18 protein-coding genes are annotated in these 24,416 nt (G+C 73.5%); 11 read left to right on the top strand and 7 right to left on the bottom strand.

The window, feature by feature from the left end; genetic code table 11:
• Window positions 1–29 precede the first annotated feature (29 nt).
• Entirely contained in the window at window positions 30–1,118 is a 1,089-nt protein-coding gene (locus tag AB0E98_RS17325; protein WP_361703039.1) for an NlpC/P60 family protein, read from the bottom strand.
• Between the two features lie 278 nt (window positions 1,119–1,396).
• Here AB0E98_RS17325 and AB0E98_RS17320 point away from each other — a divergent pair, with 278 nt between their 5' ends.
• Both AB0E98_RS17320 and pcrA read left to right on the top strand, forming a co-directional pair.
• Window positions 1,397–1,750: a hypothetical protein gene (locus AB0E98_RS17320; RefSeq protein ID WP_311611648.1), complete on the top strand. Its 354-nt coding sequence runs from the start codon at window positions 1,397–1,399 to the stop codon at window positions 1,748–1,750.
• A 105-nt stretch (window positions 1,751–1,855) separates the two neighbouring features.
• A complete protein-coding gene (pcrA, locus tag AB0E98_RS17315) occupies window positions 1,856–4,363 on the top strand; it encodes a DNA helicase PcrA (RefSeq protein ID WP_361703036.1) in 2,508 nt (835 codons plus the stop codon).
• Between the two features lie 98 nt (window positions 4,364–4,461).
• Here pcrA and AB0E98_RS17310 read toward each other — a convergent pair whose 3' ends face one another.
• Window positions 4,462–6,084 carry a peptidoglycan DD-metalloendopeptidase family protein gene (locus tag AB0E98_RS17310; protein ID WP_361703033.1) on the bottom strand — a complete coding sequence of 541 codons (1,623 nt, stop codon included), beginning with the start codon at window positions 6,082–6,084 and terminating at the stop codon, window positions 4,462–4,464.
• A 183-nt stretch (window positions 6,085–6,267) separates the two neighbouring features.
• Window positions 6,268–7,167, bottom strand: coding sequence for an alpha/beta fold hydrolase (locus AB0E98_RS17305; RefSeq protein WP_361703030.1), 900 nt, complete (start codon window positions 7,165–7,167; stop codon window positions 6,268–6,270).
• 357 nt (window positions 7,168–7,524) lie between these two features.
• Here AB0E98_RS17305 and AB0E98_RS17300 point away from each other — a divergent pair, with 357 nt between their 5' ends.
• Complete coding sequence (locus AB0E98_RS17300) at window positions 7,525–7,932, top strand: cobalamin B12-binding domain-containing protein (protein ID WP_361703028.1); 408 nt, start codon at window positions 7,525–7,527, stop codon at window positions 7,930–7,932.
• Here AB0E98_RS17300 and AB0E98_RS17295 read toward each other — a convergent pair.
• Together AB0E98_RS17295 and AB0E98_RS17290 are read right to left on the bottom strand one after the other, a co-directional pair.
• Window positions 7,910–9,526 (bottom strand): DUF5691 domain-containing protein, encoded by a 1,617-nt coding sequence (locus AB0E98_RS17295; protein ID WP_361703026.1) that lies wholly within the window; start codon window positions 9,524–9,526, stop codon window positions 7,910–7,912. The genes AB0E98_RS17300 and AB0E98_RS17295 overlap by 23 nt on opposite strands.
• A gap of 32 nt (window positions 9,527–9,558) precedes the next feature.
• Window positions 9,559–10,917 (bottom strand): SWIM zinc finger family protein, encoded by a 1,359-nt coding sequence (locus AB0E98_RS17290; protein ID WP_361703023.1) that lies wholly within the window; start codon window positions 10,915–10,917, stop codon window positions 9,559–9,561.
• Window positions 10,918–11,046: 129 nt separating this feature from the next.
• Between AB0E98_RS17290 and AB0E98_RS17285 the strand changes: the two genes are divergently transcribed.
• The 6 genes from AB0E98_RS17285 (at window position 11,047) to AB0E98_RS17260 (ending at window position 20,295) form a co-directional block, all read left to right on the top strand.
• Complete coding sequence (locus tag AB0E98_RS17285; RefSeq protein ID WP_361703021.1) at window positions 11,047–12,147, top strand: AAA family ATPase; 1,101 nt, start codon at window positions 11,047–11,049, stop codon at window positions 12,145–12,147.
• The gene (locus AB0E98_RS17280; RefSeq protein ID WP_361703019.1) at window positions 12,144–14,666 is read left to right on the top strand and encodes a DUF5682 family protein; all 2,523 of its coding nucleotides are present in this window, start codon (window positions 12,144–12,146) and stop codon (window positions 14,664–14,666) included. Before AB0E98_RS17285 ends, AB0E98_RS17280 begins: the two co-directional genes overlap by 4 nt.
• On the top strand, window positions 14,656–15,840 hold the full coding sequence (locus AB0E98_RS17275; protein WP_361703017.1) for a VWA domain-containing protein: 1,185 nt from the start codon (window positions 14,656–14,658) through the stop codon (window positions 15,838–15,840). The genes AB0E98_RS17280 and AB0E98_RS17275 overlap by 11 nt, the downstream gene beginning before the upstream one ends.
• 285 nt (window positions 15,841–16,125) lie before the next feature.
• Window positions 16,126–17,304 carry an ADP-forming succinate--CoA ligase subunit beta gene (sucC, locus tag AB0E98_RS17270; RefSeq protein WP_311611632.1) on the top strand — a complete coding sequence of 393 codons (1,179 nt, stop codon included), beginning with the start codon at window positions 16,126–16,128 and terminating at the stop codon, window positions 17,302–17,304.
• A gap of 20 nt (window positions 17,305–17,324) precedes the next feature.
• Window positions 17,325–18,209: a succinate--CoA ligase subunit alpha gene (sucD, locus tag AB0E98_RS17265; RefSeq protein WP_361703016.1), complete on the top strand. Its 885-nt coding sequence runs from the start codon at window positions 17,325–17,327 to the stop codon at window positions 18,207–18,209.
• Between the two features lie 205 nt (window positions 18,210–18,414).
• Window positions 18,415–20,295, top strand: a complete 1,881-nt coding sequence (locus AB0E98_RS17260) for a DUF6350 family protein (RefSeq protein ID WP_361703014.1) — start codon at window positions 18,415–18,417, stop codon at window positions 20,293–20,295.
• A 37-nt stretch (window positions 20,296–20,332) separates the two neighbouring features.
• On the opposite strand, the gene AB0E98_RS17255 is transcribed toward AB0E98_RS17260, so the two are convergent.
• Window positions 20,333–21,118: a hypothetical protein gene (locus AB0E98_RS17255; protein ID WP_361703011.1), complete on the bottom strand. Its 786-nt coding sequence runs from the start codon at window positions 21,116–21,118 to the stop codon at window positions 20,333–20,335.
• 262 nt (window positions 21,119–21,380) lie between these two features.
• On the opposite strand from AB0E98_RS17255, the gene purN reads away from it, so the two are divergent.
• Window positions 21,381–22,007 carry a phosphoribosylglycinamide formyltransferase gene (gene purN, locus AB0E98_RS17250; RefSeq protein WP_361703008.1) on the top strand — a complete coding sequence of 209 codons (627 nt, stop codon included), beginning with the start codon at window positions 21,381–21,383 and terminating at the stop codon, window positions 22,005–22,007.
• 44 nt (window positions 22,008–22,051) lie between these two features.
• The gene (gene purH, locus AB0E98_RS17245; protein WP_361703630.1) at window positions 22,052–23,599 is read left to right on the top strand and encodes a bifunctional phosphoribosylaminoimidazolecarboxamide formyltransferase/IMP cyclohydrolase; all 1,548 of its coding nucleotides are present in this window, start codon (window positions 22,052–22,054) and stop codon (window positions 23,597–23,599) included.
• A 66-nt stretch (window positions 23,600–23,665) separates the two neighbouring features.
• Here purH and AB0E98_RS17240 read toward each other — a convergent pair whose 3' ends face one another.
• On the bottom strand, window positions 23,666–24,304 hold the full coding sequence (locus AB0E98_RS17240) for an RDD family protein (protein ID WP_361703005.1): 639 nt from the start codon (window positions 24,302–24,304) through the stop codon (window positions 23,666–23,668).
• Between the last annotated feature and the right edge of the window lie 112 nt (window positions 24,305–24,416).

Below are 24,416 nucleotides of genomic sequence, written 5' to 3'. Positions count from 1 at the left end.
CCAGGCCCTACGGCCCAGGCCCAGGGGCCTCACGCCGGCCGCGTCGCCCCCGCGAACGGCATCTCGTCGACCGGCGCGACCCGCACCGGGGCCCCCGGATGCGGGGCGTGGATCATCTTGCCGTCGCCGACGTAGAGGCCGACGTGGCTGATCCCGGAGTAGAAGAACACCAGATCGCCCGGGGCGAGCCGGTCCCGGGCGATCCGCCGCCCGGCGTTGATCTGGGTGTAGGTGGTGCGCGGCAGGGACACCCCCGCCGCCTGCCACGCGGCCTGGGTGAGCCCCGAGCAGTCGAAGGCCGACGGGCCGGTCGCCCCCCACTCGTACGGCTTGCCGAGCGCGGAGTACGCGAACGCCACCGCCCGCGCCGCACGCCCCGACACCGCGCGGGCCACCTCGCCGACCGCCTCGGAGCCGACCGCCTCCGAGCCCTTCGCGACGGACGCCTTCGCGGTGTCCGCCACCCTCGCCACGCCCGTGCCGGCGTCCGTACGGATCGCGGTGGCCTCCTCGGCGGGCAGCTCGCTCAGCAGCTGCCGGGCCCGGTCCAGCTTGGCCTCGATGGTGCGTTTGTGCGCGGCGAGCGCGCTCTCCTCGCGCCGGATCTCGGCGAGCCGCGCCTCCGCCGTCGTCCGCACCCGCTGGACGTCCAGCAGCTCCTGACGGACCCGGGAGATCGCGGCGGCCTGCCCCTGGCCCGCGCGGTCGGCCAGCGAGGCGCTCTCCAGGAACCGGTCCGGGCTGGTCGACAGCAGCAGCCGCATGCTCGTGGGCATCGAGCCGCCCCGGTACTGGGCGGCGGCGAAGGAGCCCAGCGCGTTGCGGGCGGCGTTGAGGCGCTCGGTCTTGCGGGCGGCCTCGTCCTGGAGCCCGGCGAGCACCGAGCGGGCGCGGTCCGAGCGTTCCTTCACCCCGTTGTACTGCTCGGTGGCGACCTCGGCCTGCTGGTAGTACCGGGCCACCTGGGCCCTGGCCTGCGCGGGGGTGGGCGCGGGGGCGGCGTGGCCGGTGCCCTCGAGCACGGTGGCGGTGGCCGCGCCCGCCAGGGCGAGTGTGGCCGCGGTACGGGCGGTGCTGCCGGCGAGAGGGTGCTGCTTGGGCTTTCGGTGCGTGGCCACGGCGGCCGTCACTTCCTTCCGTCCGGCAGGGGTGCGCGGCGGCGGCCCGCACGAGGGGGGGTGAGGGCGGGCCACCGCCGTCTGGAGGAGGACGCTAAACCTCGGGATCACCGGGAAACGGCCATGACCGCTATTGCCCTGAATCGGCTGTTTGGCGATCGCACCTGGCGGGCCGCCCCTGCTGACTGGGAAGGACGGTGCCGGGGACTGACCGAGGTGGTGTCCCTGCCCCACCTCGACGCGGAGCGGTGCTATGGCCCCGGCTAGGGTCGGTGCTCATGGACGTTCTCATTCACGCCGTCGTCGGCCTCCACATCATCGGCATCGCCTCCCTGCTCGGCGGGTTCCTCACGCAGATGAAGGCGATGGGCAAGGGCGAGGCCCGCATGGTGCCGGCGATGCTGCACGGCGCGCTGACGATGCTGGTCACGGGCGTCGCGCTGGTCGGCCTCCACCAGGGCCAGGGCGACACGGTCAACACCGTGAAGATCGGCGTGAAGCTCGCCCTGCTCGTCGTGATCCTGGGCCTGGTCTATGTGAAGCGGGACGAGGAGAAGGTCGAGGCCGCCGCGTTCGGCACGGTGGGCGCGCTGACGGCGGCGAACATCTTCATCGCGGTGCTCTGGATCTGACCCGCCACGGGCCGCCCGGCCATGGACGGTCCGGGTTGTGGGCCCCGCCACTGTCGGGCGGATCCAGGCTCGGCTGTCGGTGGGGCGGCCTAGACTCGGGAGGCGATGAGCAGCCTCTTTGACGACAGCTTCCTGGCGGACCTGGCCCCTGCCGAGGAGGAGCCCCCTCCGCCTCCGGAGGACACGGCTCCGGAGTCCTTGCCGGACGACCTCTTCGGCGGTGCCTTCGACGCGCCCGTACCCAGGGAGGCGTTCTACCGCGACGGCGCCGCCCGCCCCGTCGTGGACCCCGTCGCGCTGCTGGAGGGGATGAACGACCAGCAGCGCGAGGCCGTCGTCCACACGGGCTCCCCGCTGCTGATCGTCGCGGGTGCCGGCTCCGGCAAGACCCGGGTGCTCACCCACCGCATCGCGTACCTCCTGGGCGCGCGCCATGTGCACCCGGGACAGATCCTCGCGATCACCTTCACCAACAAGGCCGCCGGCGAGATGAAGGAGCGCGTCGAGCAGCTCGTCGGCCCCCGCGCCAACGCCATGTGGGTCATGACCTTCCACAGCGCGTGCGTGCGGATCCTGCGCCGCGAGAGCAAGAAGCTGGGCTTCACGTCCTCCTTCTCGATCTACGACGCGGCCGACTCCAAGCGCCTCATGGCGCTCGTCTGCCGGGACCTCGACCTCGACCCGAAGAAGTTCCCGCCGAAGTCCTTCAGCGCGAAGATCTCCAACCTCAAGAACGAGCTCATCGACGAGGAGGCCTTCGCGGCGAAGGCCGCGGACGGCTTCGAGAAGACGCTCGCCGAGGCGTACACGATGTACCAGGCGCGGCTGCGCGAGGCCAACGCCCTGGACTTCGACGACATCATCATGACCACCGTCCACCTGCTCCAGGCGTTCCCGGACGTGGCCGAGCACTACCGCCGCCGCTTCCGGCACGTCCTGGTCGACGAGTACCAGGACACCAACCACGCCCAGTACACGCTGGTGCGCGAGCTCGTGGGCACGCCGGAGACGGCGGGCGAGGAGGGCGTCGGCGAGCTGTGCGTCGTCGGCGACGCCGACCAGTCGATCTACGCCTTCCGCGGTGCCACCATCCGCAACATCCTCCAGTTCGAGGAGGACTACCCGGACGCCACCACGATCCTGCTGGAGCAGAACTACCGCTCCACGCAGACGATCCTCAGCGCGGCCAACGCGGTCATCGAGCGCAACCAGAACCGCCGCCCCAAGAACCTGTGGACGCAGGCCGGCGCGGGCAGCACCATCACCGGCTACGTCGCCGACACCGAGCACGACGAGGCGCAGTTCGTCGCCGACGAGATCGACCGGCTGACGGACGCGGGCGACGCCAAGGCGGGCGACGTCGCCGTCTTCTACCGCACCAACGCCCAGTCCCGTGTCTTCGAAGAGATCTTCATCCGCGTCGGCCTGCCCTACAAGGTCGTCGGCGGAGTGCGCTTCTACGAGCGCAAGGAGGTCCGGGACGTCCTGGCCTATCTGCGGGTGCTGGCCAACCCCGAGGACACCGTGCCCCTGCGGCGCATCCTCAACGTGCCCAAGCGCGGCATCGGCGAGCGCGCCGAGGCCATGATCGAGGCGCTGGCACTCCGGGAGAAGGTCAGCTTCGCGCAGGCGCTGCGCCGCGTCGACGAGGCCTACGGCATGGCCGCCCGCTCGGCGAACGCGGTCAAGCGCTTCAACGTCCTGCTGGAGGAGCTCCGCACGGTCGTCGAGTCCGGGGCGGGCCCCGCGACCGTCCTGGAGGCGGTCCTGGAGCGCACGGGCTATCTCGCCGAACTCCAGGCGTCCACGGACCCCCAGGACGAGACCCGCGTGGAGAACCTCCAGGAGCTCGCCGCGGTCGCCCTGGAATTCGAGCAGGAGCGGGCTTCCGAAGAGGGCGCCGAGAACCCCGGCACGCTCGCCGAGTTCCTGGAGAAGGTCGCGCTCGTCGCCGACTCCGACCAGATCCCCGACGAGGACGCGGAGGGCACCGGCGTCATCACGCTGATGACCCTCCACACCGCGAAGGGCCTGGAGTTCCCGGTCGTCTTCCTCACCGGCATGGAGGACGGCGTCTTCCCGCACATGAGGGCCCTCGGCCAGGCCAAGGAACTGGAGGAGGAGCGGCGGCTCGCCTACGTGGGCATCACCCGCGCCCGCGAGCGGCTGTACCTGACCCGGGCGAGCATGCGCAGCGCCTGGGGCCAGCCCGCGTACAACCCGCCGTCGCGGTTCCTGGAGGAGATCCCGGAGCAGCACCTGACGTGGCGCCGCACCGGGCCCGCGACGCCGTCGGCGTCCTCGCTGGGCGCGGGCGGCGGGTCGCCCCGGTCGGGTTCCGGCATCACGTCCGGGTTCTCGTCCGGGTTCTCGTCCGGCTTCGGCTCGGCGCGCGGCGGCAAGCCGGCGTCGAGCGGCTTCGCGACGCGGCGTGCGAAGGAGCGCGACGTCGTGGCGCTGGCCATCGGCGACCGGGTCACGCACGACTCGTTCGGGCTGGGCACGGTCGTGGCGGTCAAGGGCAGCGGTGACAACGCGGAGGCGTCGATCGACTTCGGCGGTGAGAAGCCGAAGCGGTTGCTTCTGCGGTATGCGCCGGTGGAGAAGCTCTAGCTGTTCGGTCGGCTGCGGGCCGGTTGTGGCTGAGCGCGCCCACGCGGCGGTAGCCGCACATCGACACTGCCCCGCGCCCCTTTGGGGCGCGGGGTTCTTTACGTCGGGTCCAGGTCGTGGCTGCGGAGCCAGGGGAGGGGGTCTATGGCCGAGCCGCCCGGGTGTACCTCGAAGTGGAGGTGCGGGCCGGTGGAGTTGCCGGAGTTGCCGGAGTAGGCGATGACGTCCCCGGCCTTGACCGGCCCGGAGCGGAGCTTGTAGCTGCTGAGGTGGCAGTACCAGGTCTCGGTGCCGTCCGATGACGTCACCTTGGCCATGTTGCCGTAGGCCACGTTGTACTGCGTGCTGACCGTTCCGTCGTTGGCGGCCATGACGGGCGTGCCGTAGCTGACGGGGAAGTCGATGCCGGTGTGCACCGACATCCAGTTGACGCCCGCCTGGCCGAAGTAGGCGCTGAGCCCGTGCTGGGCGACGGGCAGGGCGAACTTGGGACGTTCGCGTTCCTTGCGGGCGGCTTCCTCGGCCTGGCGCTTGCGGTCCTCTTCCTGGCGGACCTTGAGGTCGATCCGCTCCTGGGTGCGGCTGGCGCGGGTGGCGAAGTCGTCGGCGCCCTGGCTGAGGCCGGCGAGCTGGGTGTCCAGCTTGCTGTTGGCGGCGGAGAGCTTGACGGAGTTGTCCGGGGCGGAGGCCGCGGTGGTCTGCTGGGCGTCCTTCTGTCCGCCGGTCATGACGGACGCGGCCGCGATCCCGGCCACCCCCATGACGGCGACCGAGGGGACGGCGATGGTGAGCAGCGCCTTGCGACGCGGGCGGTAACCGGCGCGGGAGGGAGCCCCTTTGCGGCGGTTGCCACGGGACTGGTGCGGGACCTCGGCACGGTTCCGTGCCCGGGACGACACCGGCGCGGCGTCGTCCCCGGTGGCTCCGGCGTTCCCGATGCCCTTGGTCTCCTCCGGCGGCGGGGGGATCACCATCGCGCAGGTCTCGGCGGCGGCGACACCGGCGGCCTCGGAGAGGCCGGGGATGCCGGAGACGTCGACCATGACGGTGGGGGTGTGCCCCACCTCGGGCTGCTGCTGCTCCGCCTGGGGGTGGTCCTGGGGCCGCGGTTCGTCGGCGGCCGCGTACGCGCCGGCGTCCCAGGTCTGGGTCGCCTGGGCGCTCAGGTCCCACTGGCCGGAGTCCCATTGCCCGGACGTGTCCCATTGCCCTGACGTGTCCCAGGACTGGGCGGCCGGCTGGGCGGCGGGCTGGGCGGTCTGGGTGAAGTATTGATTCTGCCCAGTGGTGTCCCACTGATCCCACTGGCCGGAGTGGTGCTGGCCCGTGTCATAGGTCCCTGCTGCCGAACCGGCGGCGCTCCAGGCACCCGTGTCCCACTGCCCGGACGGCTGGGCGGGTGGATGAGCGGCTGCGGCGGCCGCGCCGGAGAGGTCCCATTGACCGGATCCGCCGGAGGTGTCCCACTGCTGGGCGGCGTACTGGCCCGTGCCGTCGTGGCCGAGGTCGTAACCGCTGAAGTCCCAGGTCTGGGTGTGGCTGCCGGCGCCCCACTGATCGGCGGTGTTCGTGTCCCAGTGGCCGGAGGCATGGTGGCCGTATCCGGTGTAGCCCTGCGGAGCGTATGGCTGCTCGTACGCCACGTAGTGCCCGTGCCCATAGGGGGCATCGGGAGCGGGCACGGACTGAGCCGGGCCCGCCGACGGGTGACGGTCGTTCACCACCACATCCATTTCGCCTTGGCAGCAGGAGAATTAGCGGCGACTGTACCCGGCGGTATGCGACGGCGACAATCTTCCCCACGTTTCGGTCACCGAAGCGTCGGGCATTTAGCCGCCTTTTGGTGGACTGAGCCATGATGGGTCGACTTGACGTTCGATATACGTTCGAAGTTTTTGTGGAACTCAGGCGACCGAGGCGGCTCCCGCCGCGCCCGCCGACGGCTCTTCCGTGGTCAGCGCCTGCCTGATGCCCGTGGCCACCTCCCCGTGCACGGGGAGGGCGAGATGGCCCACGCCGCACACCCGGACGTTGCGCGCGTGGAGGTCGGGGTGATCGATGCGGGCGGTTTTCACGGGCACCATGATTTGATCCAGGTCGCTCCAGAAACCGATGAATTGCGTTGTGCAATGGGGAGCGGGCCCGGCGAGTTCGGTGATGACGTCCGAATCGGGCCGCATCTGCCGCACCAAAGGATGGGCCGTCATGAGGGGGGCCACCAGGGTGCCGCTGTGCGGGGTGCCGAGGGTGACGAGGGTACGGACGCGGGCGTCGCCGCCGAGTCGCTGAACGTAGTAGCGCGCGACCAGCCCGCCCAGGCTGTGCCCCACCATGTCGACGCGCTCCCGGCCCGTGCTGAGACAGACCTCTTCCACATGCCGGCCGAGCATCGCCGCCGCCTTGCGGATGTCGCAGGTCAGGAGGGAGTAGTTGAGGGACCACACCTCGTCCCAGCCGTGCCGGCGCAGCGAGCGGCGCAGCAGGACGAACACCGAGCGGTTGTCGATGAAGCCGTGGAGGAGCAGGACGGGCGGGCGCGCCGCCACCGCTCCGGTGGGCGCGCCGGGCACCTCGGGTGGTTCGGGCCGTTCCACTGGTGCGGCGGGGGAGGGTGAGGGCGCGGGGGCCGGTGGGGGGAGAGGCGGCGGCCGGCGCTCCTGGGCGATCCCGGTGGGGTAGAGCAGCACGTGCACGGTGAGGATCGCCAGCTCCAGCAGCGTGGACCGGACGAGCGCTGCCGACGGGCGCGGGCGCGCCGCGGTGAAGGAGCGTATGAGGGTAAAGAGAAAGGGCAAGGCCCCCATGGCCGACCGACCTCCCGAACAGCACACAGCGGCGACCCTGTCCCCCGTGTGCCCTCATGGGCAGCTGTGCGCGTGGCGGGCCACCCTTCTGTGCCGTGCGGCTGTCGGCACAGAGGGGCGGCCGCCTCGTCGCGGCTCCCCTCGCGGCCGCCCCGTGGTCCGGCGTCTCGTGGCCCGGCGCGTCTCGTGGTCGGAGCGGGCGATGTGGCCCGTGAGACGGGGGTTACGGGAGCGGTGCGTAGCGAACGTGGTGTCCCACGTGTGATTTCCCCCTCGGCCTCCACCGCGAAACGGCCGGGTGCGGGATGCTGAATACAGCGGCCGACGGCACGTACACGCACGTACATGGAGGCAGTGATGGGAGTGACCGGTCCGATCCGCGTGGTGGTGGCCAAGCCCGGGCTCGACGGCCATGATCGCGGCGCCAAGGTCATCGCACGCGCGCTGCGCGACGCCGGCATGGAGGTCATCTACACCGGGCTCCACCAGACGCCCGAGCAGATCGTCGACACCGCGATCCAGGAGGACGCGGACGCGATCGGCCTCTCCATCCTCTCCGGCGCGCACAACACCCTCTTCGCCAAGGTGATGGAGCTGCTGAAGGAGCGTGACGCGGAGGACATCAAGGTCTTCGGCGGCGGGATCATCCCCGAGGCCGACATCGGCCCGCTCAAGGAACTGGGCGTCGCGGAGATCTTCACCCCCGGGGCGACGACGTCCTCGATCGTGGAGTGGGTCAACGTCAACGTCCGGCAGGCCGTCTGAGGGCCGGATCGTCCGAGAGTTCCTCCCGCATCGCGGCGCGGAGGCGCAGCGTGCCTATGAGCCGCTGATACGCCTCCGCCCAGTAGCCCGCCGCGCCATGCGTCGCGGCGGCGTCCTCCGGCCCGGACGGGAGGACGGTGAGCTCCTCCAGCAGGTCGGCCTGGTCCGGGTCCAGACAGCGCTCGGCCATGCCCATCACCCCGCTGAAGCTCCAGGGGTAGCCGCCCGCCTCCCGCGCGGTGTCCAGCGCGTCCACCACCGCCCGGCCCAAGGGCTCCGCCCAGGGCACCGCGCACACACCGAGCAGCCGGAACGCCTCCGACAGGCCGTGCGCCGCGATGAACTCCGCCACCCATCCGGCCCGTTCCCCGGGCGGCAGCGCGGACAGCAGCTTCGCCGGGTCCAGCCATGAGGCGCCCGTGGGCGCCGGCGGGGACGCCGCCGGGCCCAGCAGCGCCCGTGACCACTCCGCGTCCCCCTGCCGGACGGCGGCCCGGCACCAGGCCGCGTGGAGGTCGGGCCGCCAGCCGTCGGCCACCGGCAGGGCCACGGCCTCGGCGGCGCCCGCCACGCCGAGGCGTTCGCACCAGATCCCCAGCGGGGCCGCTTCCACGAGCTGGCTCAGCCACCAGGACCGTTCGCCCCGGCCCGCCGGGGGCTTGGCCACGACGCCGTCGCGGCGCATCGCGGCGTCGCACTCGTGCGGAGCCTCCACGATCACCGTGGGCCGCCCGTTGGTGCGGTCCAGGGCGACGCAGGCCCTGGCCCGCACCGCCATCCGGCCCGCGAGCGCGGACGCGGGGAGCGCCGACAGCAGTTCGGCGGCCACGGCCCGGACGGTGCGGCCCCGGTCCGTCAGGGCCCGTTCCAGGAACGGCTCGTCGGCGGGGGAGAGCCCGTCGCGCAGCGTGTCCAGGAACATCAGCCGGTCCTCCGCCCGTTCCTGGGGCCAGGTCGTGTCCAGCAGCTCCCGTGCGGCGGCGGGGTCGCGGCGCCGCATCGACGTCAGCAGGGCCACGCGTTCGGCGAACAGGCCCTCCTGCCAGACCTGGTCCCGGTGCGCGGCGCTGTCCGCCGTCTCCGCCGTGCCCGTCGCGGCCGGTGCCGCGCTCGACGCCGGGGCGTCGCGCAGCGCGTATCTCCACTGCGGATTGAGCCGCGCCAGCCACAGGGCGCGGGGACCGCCCAGGGCCAGCGCCCCGGGCCGCAGGTCGCTGCGGGCCCGCGCCGCGTCGAGCAGCCCGGGCAGCAGGGCCTCCGGGGCGCGGTAGCCGTGGTCGTTGGCGGCCGCCAGCCACTGGGGCAGCAGCTCGGTGAGGTCCGGGCCGCCGCCCCGGCGCCCGGAGCCTCCGGGGCCCGCCGCGCGCTCGGCGAGCAGCAGCGCCAGCCGGCGCCGGGCGGCCTCCGGCAATGGCGGCCGGACGTCCTCCGGCGCCGCCTCGGGCAGCGGTCCCGGCGGCGCGGCCGGCAGGAGCGCGGCCCGGCGCCGCACGGTCCGCAGCGCGGCCTCGTCGAGCAGCGCCCCGGGGGAGGCGGGGCGGCGGTCCGTGCCGAGGAGGGCGGTGGTGACGAGGTCGTCCCAGGTGGTGCTCATCGCAGGTCCTTCCGTCATCGCAGGTCCTTCTGTCACAGGGCCACCGGCTCCGGTGCCCAGGCCAGCAATGGAGTGAAGCCCCGGTGCCCGCATTCGCCGAACACCCGCACCGGGCGCCCGCCCGATATCGCCATCAGCCGCCACAGGGCCGGTTCGTCGCCACCGGGCGCCACCGGGAGGGCCGACCGGCCGTCCGCGTCCGCCAGTCGCCAGTCACCGCCGCCGTCCGGGCCGGGGACCGGCACCACCCCCGAGAGGACCACCGGCCAGCCCTCCAGCCACGGGTCGTCCCGCAGCGCCTCGCCGTACGCCCGGAGCGCCTGCTCCGCGTCACCGCCCGGCGGCGGGCCGGGGACGGGCGCCGGGGCCGCGTGCCGGGTGCCCAGGACCGCGCGCAGCGGCCGGGCGGAGGGGTGGAAGGCGAGGTCCGCGTCCAGGGCGAGACCGACGGGGAGCGACAGCTCGGGCGCGCGGCCCGCCGCGCCGTAGGAGAGGAGCAGGGCCATCCGGCCCGTGTCCCGGCCCCGCAGCCAGACGCGGCGCGTGACCAGCCGGCCGTCGTCGCCGTCGCGCTGGGCCAGGACGAGCCACCGGTCGCGCACGAGCGGGGCGGAGGCCAGCAGCGACGCCGCGTCCGGCGTGATGCCCACGCGCGCCCGCACCGTCGCCGCCAGGGGCTCCGGCAACTCCTCCAACCGGAGGAACCCCTGGTTGAGGGTGTGCAGCAGCGCGCACTCCTCCAAGAGCCGGGAGGTCCGGCCGGCTCCGGAACCGGAGCCCGCCACGGACGCCAACTCCCGCACCCGCGCGGCGAGTCCCGGCGCCTGCGCGTCGACCATGCGGGCCGCCGTCTCCTCCCACCGCCCGTACGAGGCGGCATCGGCCGACGCCAGGCCGCTCCGCAGCAGATCGGCGAGGCGTCGCTCCAGCTCCGAGGCGCCCTCCGCGATCCGCGCCGCGCGGCGCTCCGCCCGGCGGCGCGCGGCCTCCGGATCGGCCGGGCCCTGGGACGTCCCGGAAGCGGCGGCACCGGACCCGGCGGCCTCCCGCTGCCGACGCTTGTCCAGCCACTGCCCCGCCCAGTCCGGAGGCGTCCCCTCCGGGACGGACCCCGGGCCCTCCGACCACGACAGCAGCAGCCCCAGCGCGTGCTTGCACGGGAACTTGCGGCTCGGACAGGAACAGTGGAAACCCGGCCCCGCCAGGTCCACGACCGTCCGGTACGGTCTGCCGCCGCTGCCCTCGCACTCCCCCCAGACCGCGCCCGTGTGCGCGCCCGCGCCCGACCACGGGCCGGGCGTCGCGAGCTTCGCGCCCGCCTTGCGTGATGCGGCGTCAGGTGCCAGCTCCAGCACGCGTTCCGCCGTCCAGCGTTCCCCCTGCGGATTCATGTCACCGACCGTAGGGGGACCCACTGACAATCGGCCCTCGGCGGGGATGAATCCGCAGGTCAGGGTGATTGTCAGTGGGGTGGTGCAGGGTGGTTCCCGCCACCCGGAACCGCACGACGAGGGGGACTTGTGACCGTGCCCGGAATCCAGACCGATACCCTGCGCCCGCACGCCGAGGACGCTTTCGCCCACGAGCTGAAGGCCCTCGCGGCGTCCGACGACCGTCCCAGGCCCGAGCGTTGGCGGTTGTCGCCGTGGGCCGTCGCCACATATCTGCTCGGCGGCACGCTGCCCGACGGCACCGTGATCACGCCCAAGTACGTGGGCCCGCGCAGAATCGTCGAGGTCGCCGTCACCACGCTCGCCACCGACCGCGCCCTGCTGCTGCTCGGCGTGCCCGGCACCGCCAAGACCTGGGTGTCGGAGCATCTCGCCGCCGCCGTCAGCGGCGACTCCACCCTCCTCGTCCAGGGCACCGCCGGCACCGCCGAGGAAGCCATCCGCTACGGCTGGAACTACGCCCGGCTGCTCACCGAAGGCCCCAGCCGTGACGCGCTCGTGCCCAGCCCCGTCATGCGGGCCATGGCCGAGGGCATGACCGCGCGCGTCGAGGAACTGACCCGCATCCCCGCCGACGTCCAGGACACCCTCATCACCGTCCTGTCCGAGAAGACCCTCCCCGTCCCCGAGCTGGGCCAGGAGGTCCAGGCCGTCCGCGGGTTCAACCTCATCGCCACGGCCAACGACCGCGACCGCGGGGTCAACGAGCTCTCCAGCGCGCTGCGCCGCCGGTTCAACACGGTCGTCCTGCCGCTGCCCGCCACCGCCGAGGACGAGGTCGGCATCGTCGCCCGCCGCGTCGACCAGCTCGGCCGCTCCCTGGACCTGCCTGCCGCGCCCGACGGCACCGACGAGATCCGCCGCGTCGTCACCGTCTTCCGCGAGCTGCGCGACGGCGTCACCACCGACGGCCGCACCAGGCTCAAGTCGCCCTCGGGGACGCTCTCGACGGCCGAGGCGATCTCCGTCGTCACGGGCGGACTCGCGCTCGCCGCCCACTTCGGCGACGGCGTGCTGCGCGCCGGGGACGTGGCCGCCGGCATCCTCGGCGCGGTCGTCCGCGACCCCGCCGCCGACCGGGTGATCTGGCACGAGTACCTGGAGACCGTCGTCCGCGAGCGGGACGGCTGGAAGGACTTCTACCGCGCCTGCCGCGAGGTGGCCGCGTGACCGGGACCGCCGCCCCGGCGGCCCCCGTGCTGCTCGGCGTGCGCCACCACGGCCCGGGCTCGGCACGGGCGGTACGGGCCGCCCTCGACCGGTGCCGGCCCACGGCAGTGCTGATCGAGGGCCCGCCCGAGGCGGACGCCCTCGTCCCCCTCGCCGCCGAGGAGGACATGCGCCCGCCCGTGGCCCTGCTCGCCCACGTCGCCGGGGAACCGGGCCGCGCCGCGTTCTGGCCGTTCGCCGGGTTCTCCCCGGAGTGGGCCGCCCTGCGGTGGGCCCTCGCCCACGACGTACCGGTCCGCTTCATCGACCTGCCCGCCGCGCACACGCTCGCGCTGGGCGGCGCGGAGACCGAACCCGGGCCCGGCCCTGGACGCGCCCCCGGCGCGGGGGTCGGCCCGGGGGTGGGGACCCGCCCCGGCGCGGGTGCTCCCCCTGGCACAGGGGCGACTCCGGCTGGCACAGGGACGACTCCGGGCGGGGGGACCGCCCCCGGCCCAGGAAGCACCCCCGGTCCCGAGGACGCCCTCTGCCTGGCGGAGGCCGCGACGCCGCGTACCGACCTGCTCGCCGTGCTCGCCGGAGCCGCCGGGTACGACGCCCCCGAGACCTGGTGGGAGGACGTCGTCGAACACCGGCGCGGCGAGGGCGACGCGCTCGCCCCGTTCGAGGCCGTCGCCGAGGCCATGGGCGAACTGCGGTCCGCCCTCGGTGCGGAGGGTGACGCCGCCCACGCCCGGCACGACGCGATCCGGGAAGCCCACATGCGGCTCAGACTCCGCGAGGCGCGGCGGGAGTTCGGGGACGCCGTCGCGGTCGTGTGCGGTGCCTGGCACGTGCCCGCCCTCGCCGAGCGGCGGACCGTGGCCGCCGACCGGCAGACGCTCAAGGGCCTCCCCAAGGCCAAGGTCGAGATCGGCTGGGTGCCCTGGACCCACCGTCGCCTCTCCCGCCACAGCGGCTACGGCGCCGGCGTCACCTCGCCCGGCTGGTACGGGCACCTCTTCCGGTCCCCCGACCGGCCCGTCGAGCGCTGGATGACCGACGTCGCCCGGCTGCTGCGCGCCGAAGGCCACCCCGTCTCCTCCGCGCACGTCATCGAGGCCGTACGCCTCGCCGAGACCCTCGCCGCGATGCGCGGCCGCCCGCTCGCCGGGCTCGCCGAGACCGTCGACGCGATCCGCGCCGTGATGTGCGGCGGCTCGGACGTTCCGCTCGCCCTCGTCCGGGACCGGCTGATCGTCGGCGACGTACTGGGCGAGGTCCCCGACGCCGCGCCCGCCTCACCCCTCCAGCGCGACCTGGACCGGCAGCGGCGCACCCTGCGGCTCAAGCCCGAAGCGGGTGTCCGGGACTGCGAGTTCGACCTGCGCAAGGACACGGACGCGGCCCGCAGCCGGCTGCTGCACCGGCTGCGCCTTCTCGGCGTCGACTGGGGCGAGTCCCTGCCCTCGCGCGGCGGGCTCGGTACCTTCCGGGAGAGCTGGCGGCTGTGCTGGGAGCCGGAGTTGTCCGTACGGCTCGCCGAGGCGGGGGCGTGGGGCACGACGGTGGAGAGCGCGGCGACCGCCAAAGCGGAGTCGCTGGCACGCGAGGCCACCACCCTCGCCGCGATCACTACCCTGGCCGAACGATGCCTGCTCGCGGGCCTGCCCGACGCCCTGCCCGTCGTCATGCGAGCCCTCACCGACCGCGCCGCCCTCGACCCCGACACCGGCCACCTGGCCCAGGCCCTGCCCGCCCTCGTCCGCTCCGTGCGCTACGGCGATGTCCGCCGCACGGACACGGCGGCTCTCGCGGAAGTGGCCGTCGGCCTGGCCGAGCGCGTCTTCATCGGCCTGCCTGCCGCTTGCGCGGGCCTGGACGCCGATGCGGCGGCGGAGATGCGCGGCCATGTGGACGGGGTGCACCGGGCGGTGGCGTTGCTGGCCGAGACGGCCGCCCCGCCCGGGCTCCGTGACCGCTGGGCCGCCGTCCTGAAGGTGCTCGCCGAGCGGGACGGGCTGCCCGGGGGGATACGGGGGCGGGCCGCGCGGTTGTTGCTCGATGACGGGCGGTTGGCGGACGAGCGGGTGGAACGGTTGATGGGGCTTGTTCTCTCCGTCGGTACGCTGCCCGCCGAGGCGGCTGCCTGGGTCGAGGGGTTCGTCGGCAGTGGCGGGTCCGGCGGGATGCTGCTCGTTCACGACGAACGGCTGCTCGGTCTGGTCGACGGCTGGCTCACCGGAGTGCCGCCCGAGGCGTTCACCGGCGTACTGCCACTGCTGCGCCGTACGTTCGCCGCGTTCGAGCCGGCGGTGCGGCGGACGCTCGGCGAGCGGATACGCCGGGGCGGCCCGGGCGCCGGCCCGCGGTCGCCGGGCCACGGCGCGGCACCGGGCTTCGGCCCGGGCCTCGACCCGGAGCGTGCCGCCGCCGTCCTGCCGGTGATGCGGCTGCTGCTGGGGGCGGGAGCGGTGGCCGGGTTCGAGCAAGGCAGCCGGGATCCGCACCATCAGGGGGAGCATTCGTATGACCACTGACATCACCCACACCACGCACACCACCCACATCACCGCGGAAGCGGAACGGCTGCGCCGCTGGCGGCTCGTCCTCGGCGCGGAGGGCGGACCGGGCGGCCCCGGCGGCGGCCTCGCCGGCGCCGACGCCGCCATGGACCGGACGCTGGACGCGCTCTACGGCGAGACGGGCGACGGCGGCCGGCGCCAGGGCGGGCTCGGCGCGTCCGCGCCGCGCGTCGCCCGCTGGCTGGGGGACATCCGGTCGTACTTTCCGGCCTCCGTCGTTCAGGTGATGCAGCGGGACGCCATCGACCGCCTCGGGCTCTCCGCTCTGCTGCTGGAGCCGGAGATGCTGGAGGCCGTCGAGGCCGACGTCCACCTCGTCGGCACCCTCCTCTCCCTCAACAAGGCGATGCCCGAGGCCACCAGGGAGACCGCGCGGGCCGTCGTCCGCAAGGTCGTCGCGGACCTGGAGTCCCGCCTCACCGCCAGGACCCGCGCCACGCTCACCGGCGCCCTCGACCGCTCCGCGCGGACCGCCCGCCCCCGCCACCGCGACATCGACTGGAACCGGACCATCCGGGCCAACCTCAAGAACTACCTGCCCGACCACCGCACCGTCGTCCCCGAGCGCCTGATCGGCCACGGCCGGGCCGCGCGAGCCGTGAGGAAGGAGGTGATCCTCTGCGTCGACCAGTCGGGCTCGATGGCCGCCTCCGTCGTCCACGCCTCCGTCTTCGGCGCTGTCCTCGCCTCCATGCGCGCCCTCGACACCCGTCTCGTCGTCTTCGACACGGCCGTCGTCGACCTCACCGACCAGCTGGCCGACCCGGTGGACGTGCTCTTCGGCATCCAGCTCGGCGGCGGCACGGACATCAATCGCGCGCTCGCCTACTGCCAGTCACGGATCACCCGGCCGGCCGAGACGGTCGTTGTCCTCGTCAGTGATCTCTACGAGGGGGGCATCCGGGACGAAATGCTCAAGAGGGTCGCCGCGATGAAGGCGTCCGGAGTTCAGTTCGTCACCCTGCTGGCCCTGTCCGACGAGGGCGCCCCCGCCTACGACCGCGACCACGCGGCGGCCCTGGCCGCCCTGGGCGCGCCCGCCTTCGCCTGCACCCCGGACCTCTTCCCGGAGGTCATGGCCGCCGCCCTGGAGAAGCGTCCGCTGCCGGTACCCGACCCGGCCGTCTGACGGCCCCGGCTGCCCCGACCGCGGCCGACCGCGTGCGGGTGTCGTCGCGATCTGTGAGCGTAATCACGGCCGGAGTGTGATCTGCGATTTAGGGTCGCCCCTCCCTCGGGGATAACCTGCGAGACGGACATGCCGCGTCAACGGTGAACGTGTGCCGCCCTCGCCCGTGCTACCCCGGGGCGCAAAACCCCCGGACCTTTGCGGAGATCGCGACCCTCACGCTGCCTCGCGGCACGCCCGCGCAGACAACGAACCGCGATATCCATGGAAAAGGGACGGACGCGCGTGGACCTGTTCGAGTACCAGGCGAGGGACCTCTTCGCCAAGCACGGTGTACCGGTGCTGGCCGGTGAAGTCATCGACACGCCTGAGGCGGCGCGCGAGGCCACTGAGCGTCTGGGCGGCCGTTCGGTCGTCAAGGCTCAGGTGAAGGTCGGCGGCCGCGGCAAGGCCGGCGGCGTGAAGCTGGCCGCCACCCCGGACGAGGCCGTCGCCCGCGCGACGGACATCCTCGGCATGGACATCAAGGGCCACACGGTCCACAAGGTCATGATCGCCGAGACCGCTCCGGAGATCGCCGAGGAGTACTACGTCTCGTACCTCCTCGACCGGACCAACCGCACCTTCCTCGCCATGGCGTCCGTCGCCGGCGGTATGGACATCGAGGAGGTCGCCGCGACGACCCCCGAGAAGCTGGCCAAGGTGCCGGTCGACGCCAATGAGGGCGTCTCCATCGAGAAGGCCCGCGAGATCGTCGCCCAGGCGAAGTTCCCGGCCGAGGTCGCCGAGCAGGTCGCCGAGGTCATGGTGACCCTGTGGAAGACCTTCATCGCCGAGGACGCGCTCCTCGTCGAGGTCAACCCGCTCGCGAAGGTCGCCGACGGCCGCGTCATCGCGCTCGACGGCAAGGTCTCGCTCGACGCGAACGCCGACTTCCGCCAGCCGGAGCACGAGGCGCTCGAGGACAAGGACTCGGCCAACCCGCTCGAGGCGGCGGCCAAGGCCAAGGGCCTCAACTACGTCAAGCTCGACGGTCAGGTCGGCATCATCGGCAACGGCGCGGGTCTCGTCATGAGCACCCTGGACGTCGTCGCCTACGCCGGTGAGAACCACGGTGGCGTCAAGCCCGCCAACTTCCTCGACATCGGTGGCGGCGCCTCCGCCGAGGTGATGGCGGACGGCCTCGAGATCATCCTCGGCGACCCGGACGTCAAGTCCGTCTTCGTCAACGTCTTCGGTGGCATCACCGCGTGCGACGAGGTCGCCAAGGGCATCGTCCAGGCCCTGGAGCTGCTGAAGTCCAAGGGCGAGAACGTCAGCAAGCCGCTGGTCGTGCGCCTCGACGGCAACAACGCGGAGCTGGGTCGCAAGATCCTGTCGGACGCCAACCACCCGCTCGTGCAGCGCGTGGACACCATGGACGGCGCGGCCGACAAGGCCGCCGAGCTGGCTGCGGCTAAGTAAGGGACGAGGACTCCACAACCATGGCTATCTTCCTCACCAAGGACAGCAAGGTCATCGTCCAGGGGATGACCGGTGCCACGGGCATGAAGCACACCAAGCTCATGCTGGCCGACGGCACCAACATCGTCGGTGGCGTGAACCCGCGCAAGGCCGGCACGAGCGTCGACTTCGACGGCACCGAGGTGCCCGTCTTCGGCTCCGTCGCCGAGGCGATGGAGAAGACCGGTGCCGACGTCACCGTCGTCTTCGTGCCGCCGGCCTTCGCCAAGGCCGCCGTCGTCGAGGCGATCGACGCCGGGATCGGCCTGGCCGTCGTGATCACCGAGGGCATCGCGGTCCACGACTCCGCCGCCTTCTGGGCGTACGCGGGCTCGAAGGGCAACAAGACCCGGATCATCGGCCCGAACTGCCCCGGTCTCATCACCCCGGGTCAGTCCAACGCCGGCATCATCCCGGGCGACATCACCAAGCCCGGCCGCATCGGTCTGGTGTCCAAGTCGGGCACGCTGACCTACCAGATGATGTACGAGCTCCGTGACATCGGCTTCTCCTCGGCCGTCGGCATCGGTGGCGACCCGGTCATCGGCACCACCCACATCGACGCGCTCGCCGCGTTCGAGGCCGACCCCGAGACCGACCTGATCGTCATGATCGGCGAGATCGGCGGCGACGCCGAGGAGCGGGCCGCGGACTTCATCAAGGCCAACGTCACCAAGCCGGTCGTCGGCTACGTGGCCGGCTTCACCGCGCCCGAGGGCAAGACGATGGGCCACGCGGGTGCCATCGTGTCCGGTTCGTCCGGCACTGCCCAGGCGAAGAAGGAGGCCCTGGAGGCCGCGGGCGTGAAGGTCGGCAAGACCCCGTCCGAGACGGCCCGCCTCGCGCGCGCCGCGCTGGCCGGCTGACGCCGCCTCTGTTCCACGGCGTGGGCCCGCACCCCGGCAGGGGGTGCGGGCCCACGCCCGTATCCCGTATTCGCTCGCCCCACCTGGTCGGACCAGCACCTGGTTGGACTAAAAGGTTCATAACCGTATTCGCTGCCATACAAGCGACACGACGGTTAAATGCCAGCTACCCGCCCGAAAGGCGCGTTATTGGCAGCATGGCCCTGTGAGTGAATACGCCGGTCACGGCCCGTCGCCGACGACGGAGTACCGGCCCGCGGAGGCGGGCCCGGTGCCCTGGGCGCCGGCGCTGCCCGGGTCGGCGAGCACGGCGTTCATCGGCGGGGTGCTCGCCGCCGGGTTGGGGCTGGGCGCCTTCGCCATGGCCGTCCTGGCGATGTGGATCACCTCCCCGTACCCCGACAGCGGCCCCGCGGGCGCGCTGCGCGTCGCCGCGGACCTGTGGCTGCTCGCGCACGGCGCCGGCCTCGTAAGGACCGAGACGCTGGCCGGGCCGCCCGCGCCGATCGCGCTGACCCCGCTGCTGTGCGCGCTCGTGCCCTGCACCCTGCTCTACCGCGCCGCCTGCCACGCCCTTGAGCCCCCCGAGGACGCGCCCCCGGACACCCCCGGCCCCGCGCCCCGCCCGGCGTTCACCGCCATGCTCGGCGGCTACCTCCTGGTGGCCCTGGCGGCCGTCGTCTACGCCTGGTCCAGCCCGGTGCGGCCCGCGCCGCTGAGCACGCTGCTCCAGCTGCCGCTCGTCGCGGCGGCGTTCATCGCCGCCGGGGTGTGGACGGCCGACGGGCGGCCGGGCCTCCCGGCGCCGCTCTTCGTCCGGCGGGTGCTGCCCACGCGGCTGCGACGGTGGTTCACCCGGGCCCGGCTGACCGCGATCGCCCGCACCGGGGCGATGGCGGCGGCCGTCCTCCTCGGCGGCGGCCTGCTGCTGGTGGCCGCCTCGCTCGTCATGCACGCCGGGACCGCCCAGGACGCCGCCATTCAGCTGGCGCCGCGCTGGTCCGGACGGGTGGCGCTGGCGCTGCTCAGTGTGGCGCTGCTGCCCAACGCGATGGTCTGGGCGGTGGCGTACGGGCTCGGGCCCGGCTTCACGGTGGGCGCGGGCAGCCTGGTCGCCCCGCTGAGCGCCGCGCCGGACCGGCCTGTGCTGCCGCGCTTCCCCCTGCTCGCGGCGCTGCCCGAGCCCGGCGCGGCGAGCCCGCTCGTCCTGGCGGGCGCGGCGGCGCTCGCGGCCGGCGCGGGCATCGCGGTCGCGCACACCGCCGTACCGAGGCGCGCCCCACGAGTGGGCTATGGGGAGGCCGCCGCGACAGCGGTGCTGGGCGCGTTGCTGTGCGGGGTGTTGATGACGGTGCTGACGTACGCGTCGTCGGGCGCGATCGGCAACGACGCGCTCGCCGGCTTCGGCCCGCCGTGCTGGCGCACCGGGGGCGCAGCGGCGGCCTGGACGGCGGCGATCGGACTGCCGGGGGCGCTGGTGGTGCGGTGGCGGCGGGGGGCGGTGCCGAGTGCGCGGGGTGCGCGGGCGGAGGGCGGGGGCGGGGGAGAGGGAGAGGCGCTGACGGGGTGGCGGCGGGTGGGGTACGCGCTGGGGCTGGCGGTGGCGGTGGGGGGACCGGTGGCGCCGGAACCCGCGCCGGAGCCCGCCGCTTCGGAGCCCGGCGCGCGGGTTGCGGAATCGGGTCCCGAGCCGGGGCCGGGACCGGATCCCGAGCCCGGCCCCGATCCCGGTCCGAAGGCCTCGCGGTCGTCGTGGGCGGCGATGGTGGAGTGGTTCGGCTTCCGGGTGCCCGGGAGCGCGCGGCCCGTGCCCGAGCCGGAGCCGGTCGTGTACGAGCCGGAGACGTTGCCGCTGACGCCGACGCGGCATCTGCGGGACGCTGCCGCCGAGGAGGCGGAGGAGCCGCCGGAGCCGCGGGAGCGGGGGCGGCACCGGCCGCCCCGGGGCAAGCGGGGGCGGCGGCGCGGGGCCGCCGCGTCGGACTGGCACGAACCCTCGGCGCGAAGGCACCGGTGGGCGGCGCTCAAGGATTCGGGTGGCGGGCTGATGCCGGACTTCGAGCCGCGGGAGGGGAAGGGGGAGTAGGCCCCGGCCCCTGCGGCGGGAAGGGGGCGCCCGGCGCTCAGTCCTGCGTGCCCAGCAGTGGGCGGAACTGCTTCGGGAGGTGGTTCTCGCAGGCCGTGCGTGACGTCTGGGTGAGCGCGTCGTCGACGCACGTGTAGTAGTCGCGGTAGACGACGTGGAAAGCGAACGTCGCCGCCACGATGGCCAGTGCGAGCCCGCCCGTGACCAGGCCGCTGACCGCCGCCGTGGTCTGGGGGCGGAAGCCGCCGGGGGCGGGCGGCGGGGCCGGGGTGTCCGGGTCGCGGGGCTTGGGCTTGGCCCGCAGGGAGCTGATGCCCCAGTAGACGGAGAGGGCGCCGAGCAGCAGAGCCACCTGCGGAATGCTGAAGAGGGCGAAGAAGAAGCCCCACATGCCCGCGAGCAGGGCGTAGCGGGCGCGCCGCTGGGCCGGGTCCGTGGGGTCCCAGCGGAGGCCGCCGGGTCCGCCGGGGCCGCCCGAGGGGCCCTGGCCGCCGCCGAAGCCGCCGCCCTGCCGTCCCGGCTGCCGGCTGCTCCACTGGCTGCCCCAGGCCGGGCGCTCCTCGCCCGGGCCGGAGCCCGAGCCGGAGTCCTGACCGTTCTCACCGTCGCCCTCGCCCTTGTCGGGGCCGCCGGGGTTGCCGGTCGCCGGGGTGCGCGGCTGCCACGGGCGGTCCGGGCTGCCCTCGGGCGGGGCGGCGAAGGGGTTGTCCCGCTCCTCCGCGGCGGAGGACGGCCGGGGCCGGCCCTCACGCGACGCGAAGCCCGTGGCGGGCTGCCCGGGCTGCGGGGGGCGGTGAACCGCGTGGCGGCGTCGGTCCGGCATGTGGAGTGTGTCTTCCCCTGGTGTGGTCGTCCTGCACCTTCGAGCCTACGGTGACGCGCACTTTTTCCCGTGCCGTTTCCCGTGCCGCCGTCCGGTCCGGTCCCGACGCTACCTCCCGTGCCCGCCCCCGTCCCGTGGGGGCGGTTCGGAGTGCCGGTATCGTTGCTGGCGGTCGGCGGCTTCGTAGAGTCCCCCGTAATCGGCGACCCCTCCGACTCGTACGACCATACAAACCGCTTCACCCGCGAGAAAGGGCCCCACCGTGGCCGCCCCCGCCCGCCCCGCCCGTGTCGTCGTGCTCGTCTCCGGTTCCGGTACGAACCTTCAGGCCCTGCTGGACGCCATCGCCGCCGACCCCGACGGCTACGGCGCCCGTGTCGTGGCCGTGGGCGCCGACCGGGACGGCATCGCGGGCCTGGAGCGCGCCGGGCGCGCCGGGCTGCCGACGTATGTGTGCCGGGTGAAGGACCACCCCACCCGTGAGGGATGGGACGAGGCGCTGACGGAGGCGACGGCCGCGTACGAGCCGGACCTCGTCGTCACCGCCGGCTTTATGAAGATCGTGGGGAGGGCGTTCCTCGCCCGGTTCGGCGGGCGGATCGTCAATACCCACCCCGCCCTCCTCCCCAGCTTTCCCGGTGCCCACGGGGTGCGCGACGCGCTCGCGTACGGCGTGACGGTCACCGGGTGCACCGTCCACTTCGTCGACGAAGGCGTCGACACCGGCCCGATCATCGCCCAGGGAGTGGTGGAGATCCGGGACGAGGACGACGAGTCCGCGCTGCATGAGCGGATCAAGGAAGTCGAGCGTTCGCTGCTCGTCGATGTCGTGGGGCGTCTGGCCCGCGACGGCTACCGCATAGAGGGACGAAAGGTAAGGATCCCGTGACCGTCGAAGGTACGACCGCCGAAGCCACCGCCGAAGCCGAGGCCATGAAGCGGCCCATCCGCCGGGCACTGATCAGCGTCTACGACAAGACGGGGCTGGAGGAGCTGGCCCGGGGGCTGCACGACGCGGGCGTCGAGCTGGTCTCCACCGGTTCCACGGCCGGCCGGATCGCCGCCGCCGGCGTCCCCGTCACCAAGGTCGAGGAGCTCACCGGCTTCCCCGAGTGCCTGGACGGCCGGGTGAAGACCCTTCACCCCCGCGTCCACGCCGGCATCCTCGCCGACCAGCGCCTGGAGGCGCACCGCGCGCAGCTCGACGAGCTGGGCGTCAGCCCCTTCGAGCTGGTGATCGTCAACCTCTACCCGTTCCGGGAGACCGTCGCCTCGGGCGCCTCGCCCGACGAGTGCGTCGAGCAGATCGACATCGGCGGCCCCTCGATGGTCCGCGCCGCCGCCAAGAACCACCCCTCCGTCGCGGTGATCGTCAACCCCGGCCGCTACGACGACGTGCTCAAGGCCGTCAGTGACGGCGGGTTCGGCCTCGCCGCCCGCAAGCGGCTGGCCGCCGAGGCGTTCCAGCACACGGCCGCCTACGACGTGGCCGTGGCGAACTGGTTCGCGGAGGGCTACGGCGCGGACGAGAGCCCGTGGCCCGACTTCATCGGGATCTCCTACGCCCGCAAGCAGGTGCTGCGCTACGGCGAGAACCCGCACCAGCCCGCCGCGCTCTACCTCGACCCCACCGGCACGGGGCTCGCGAACGCGGAGCAGCTGCACGGCAAGGAGATGTCGTACAACAACTTCGTCGACACCGACGCCGCGCGCCGCGCCGCCTACGACCACGCCGACCCCTGCGTCGCGATCATCAAGCACGCCAACCCGTGCGGCATCGCGACCGGTTCGGACGTCGCCGAGGCCCACCGCAAGGCCCACGCCTGCGACCCGCTGTCCGCCTTCGGCGGCGTCATCGCCGTCAACCGGCCGGTGTCGGTGGCGATGGCCGAGCAGGTCGCGGAGATCTTCACCGAGGTCCTCGTCGCGCCCGGCTACGAGGACGGCGCCGTCGAGGTCCTGGCCCGGAAGAAGAACATCCGCGTGCTGCGCTGCGCCGACGCGCCCGCGGCGCACGGCGAGTCCCGGCCCATCGAGGGCGGTCTGCTGGTCCAGGCCAAGGACCGCCTCCAGGCCGAGGGCGACGACCCGGCCAACTGGACGCTCGCCACGGGCGAGGCGCTCTCCGCCGGGGAACTGGCCGAGCTGGCCTTCGCGTGGAAGGCCTGCCGCGCGGTGAAGTCCAACGCCATCCTGCTGGCCAAGGACGGCGCGACCGTCGGCGTCGGCATGGGCCAGGTCAACCGCGTGGACTCCGCGAAGCTGGCCGTCCAGCGGGCGGGTGAGGAGCGCGCCCAGGGCTCGTACGCCGCGTCCGACGCGTTCTTCCCGTTCCCTGACGGGCTGGAGGTGCTGACCGCCGCCGGTATCAAGGCGGTGGCCCAGCCGGGCGGTTCGGTCCGGGACGAGCAGGTGGTGGAGGCCGCGAAGGCGGCGGGCGTGACGATGTACTTCACGGGCACGCGCCACTTCTTCCACTGACGCTTGACGCTTAAGAAAAAGAAGGCCGCGCCCCTCGGCAGCGGAGCGCGGCCTTCCGGGAACGCCTCAGCGGACCCGTACGACCACCGTGCCGACGATCTTGTCGGCGAAGGTCTGCTTCTTCTCGTCCCACAGCGGCCAGAGGTAGCCGAGGTAGAGAAAACTGTCGACGACGTGGCACAGGCTGCGGACGAACGCCATGCCGAAGCCGGTGGGCATGCCGTCGCGCTCGCGCAGGACGCTGATGCCCACGGCCTTCTTGCCCGGCGTCTGGCCCGTCTTGCCCTGGCGGTAGAGGGACCAGAAGGTGAGGACGAAGCTGAGGACGAAACCGGCACCGACCATGACCAGGCCGCCGGTCGTCATTCCCGTCGACTGCTGGCAGTAGCCCTGGCTGTCCTCGTACGTGGAGCAGTCCTCGTATCCCGTGATCCACATGACGACGCCGGCGACCATGAGGATCACCGGCACCAGCCCCAGGATCAGGCCGTCCAGGAGGGTCGCGCCCACGCGCGCCCCCCAGCCCGCCAGCGGCGGGCGCTGCTGCACGGCGTACGGGTCCTGCGGGTGGCCGCCGTAGCCGTAGGCCCCGTACGCCCCGGGCTGCTGGGGGAACGGCGGGTGCTGCGGGTACGGCTGCCCCGGCTGCTGCGGCGGGCCGTAGCCCGGCGGGGGCGGCGGGTAGGGCGGGTTCGGGTGGGTCACCTGGACGTGTCCTTCGAGCGGTGGCTGATTCGTAGGGGACGGCCGTGGCCTCGGCCACGGCGGCCGCAATCGTAGACATACGGTCGTACCGCGCGGCGTCGCGCGGTACGAC

Source organism: Streptomyces sp. NPDC037389, assembly GCF_040636475.1.
Taxonomy (GTDB): domain Bacteria; phylum Actinomycetota; class Actinomycetes; order Streptomycetales; family Streptomycetaceae; genus Streptomyces; species Streptomyces hesseae.
Note: the sequence above shows the minus strand (reverse complement) of the source record. Positions and strands in the feature narration are given on the sequence as shown.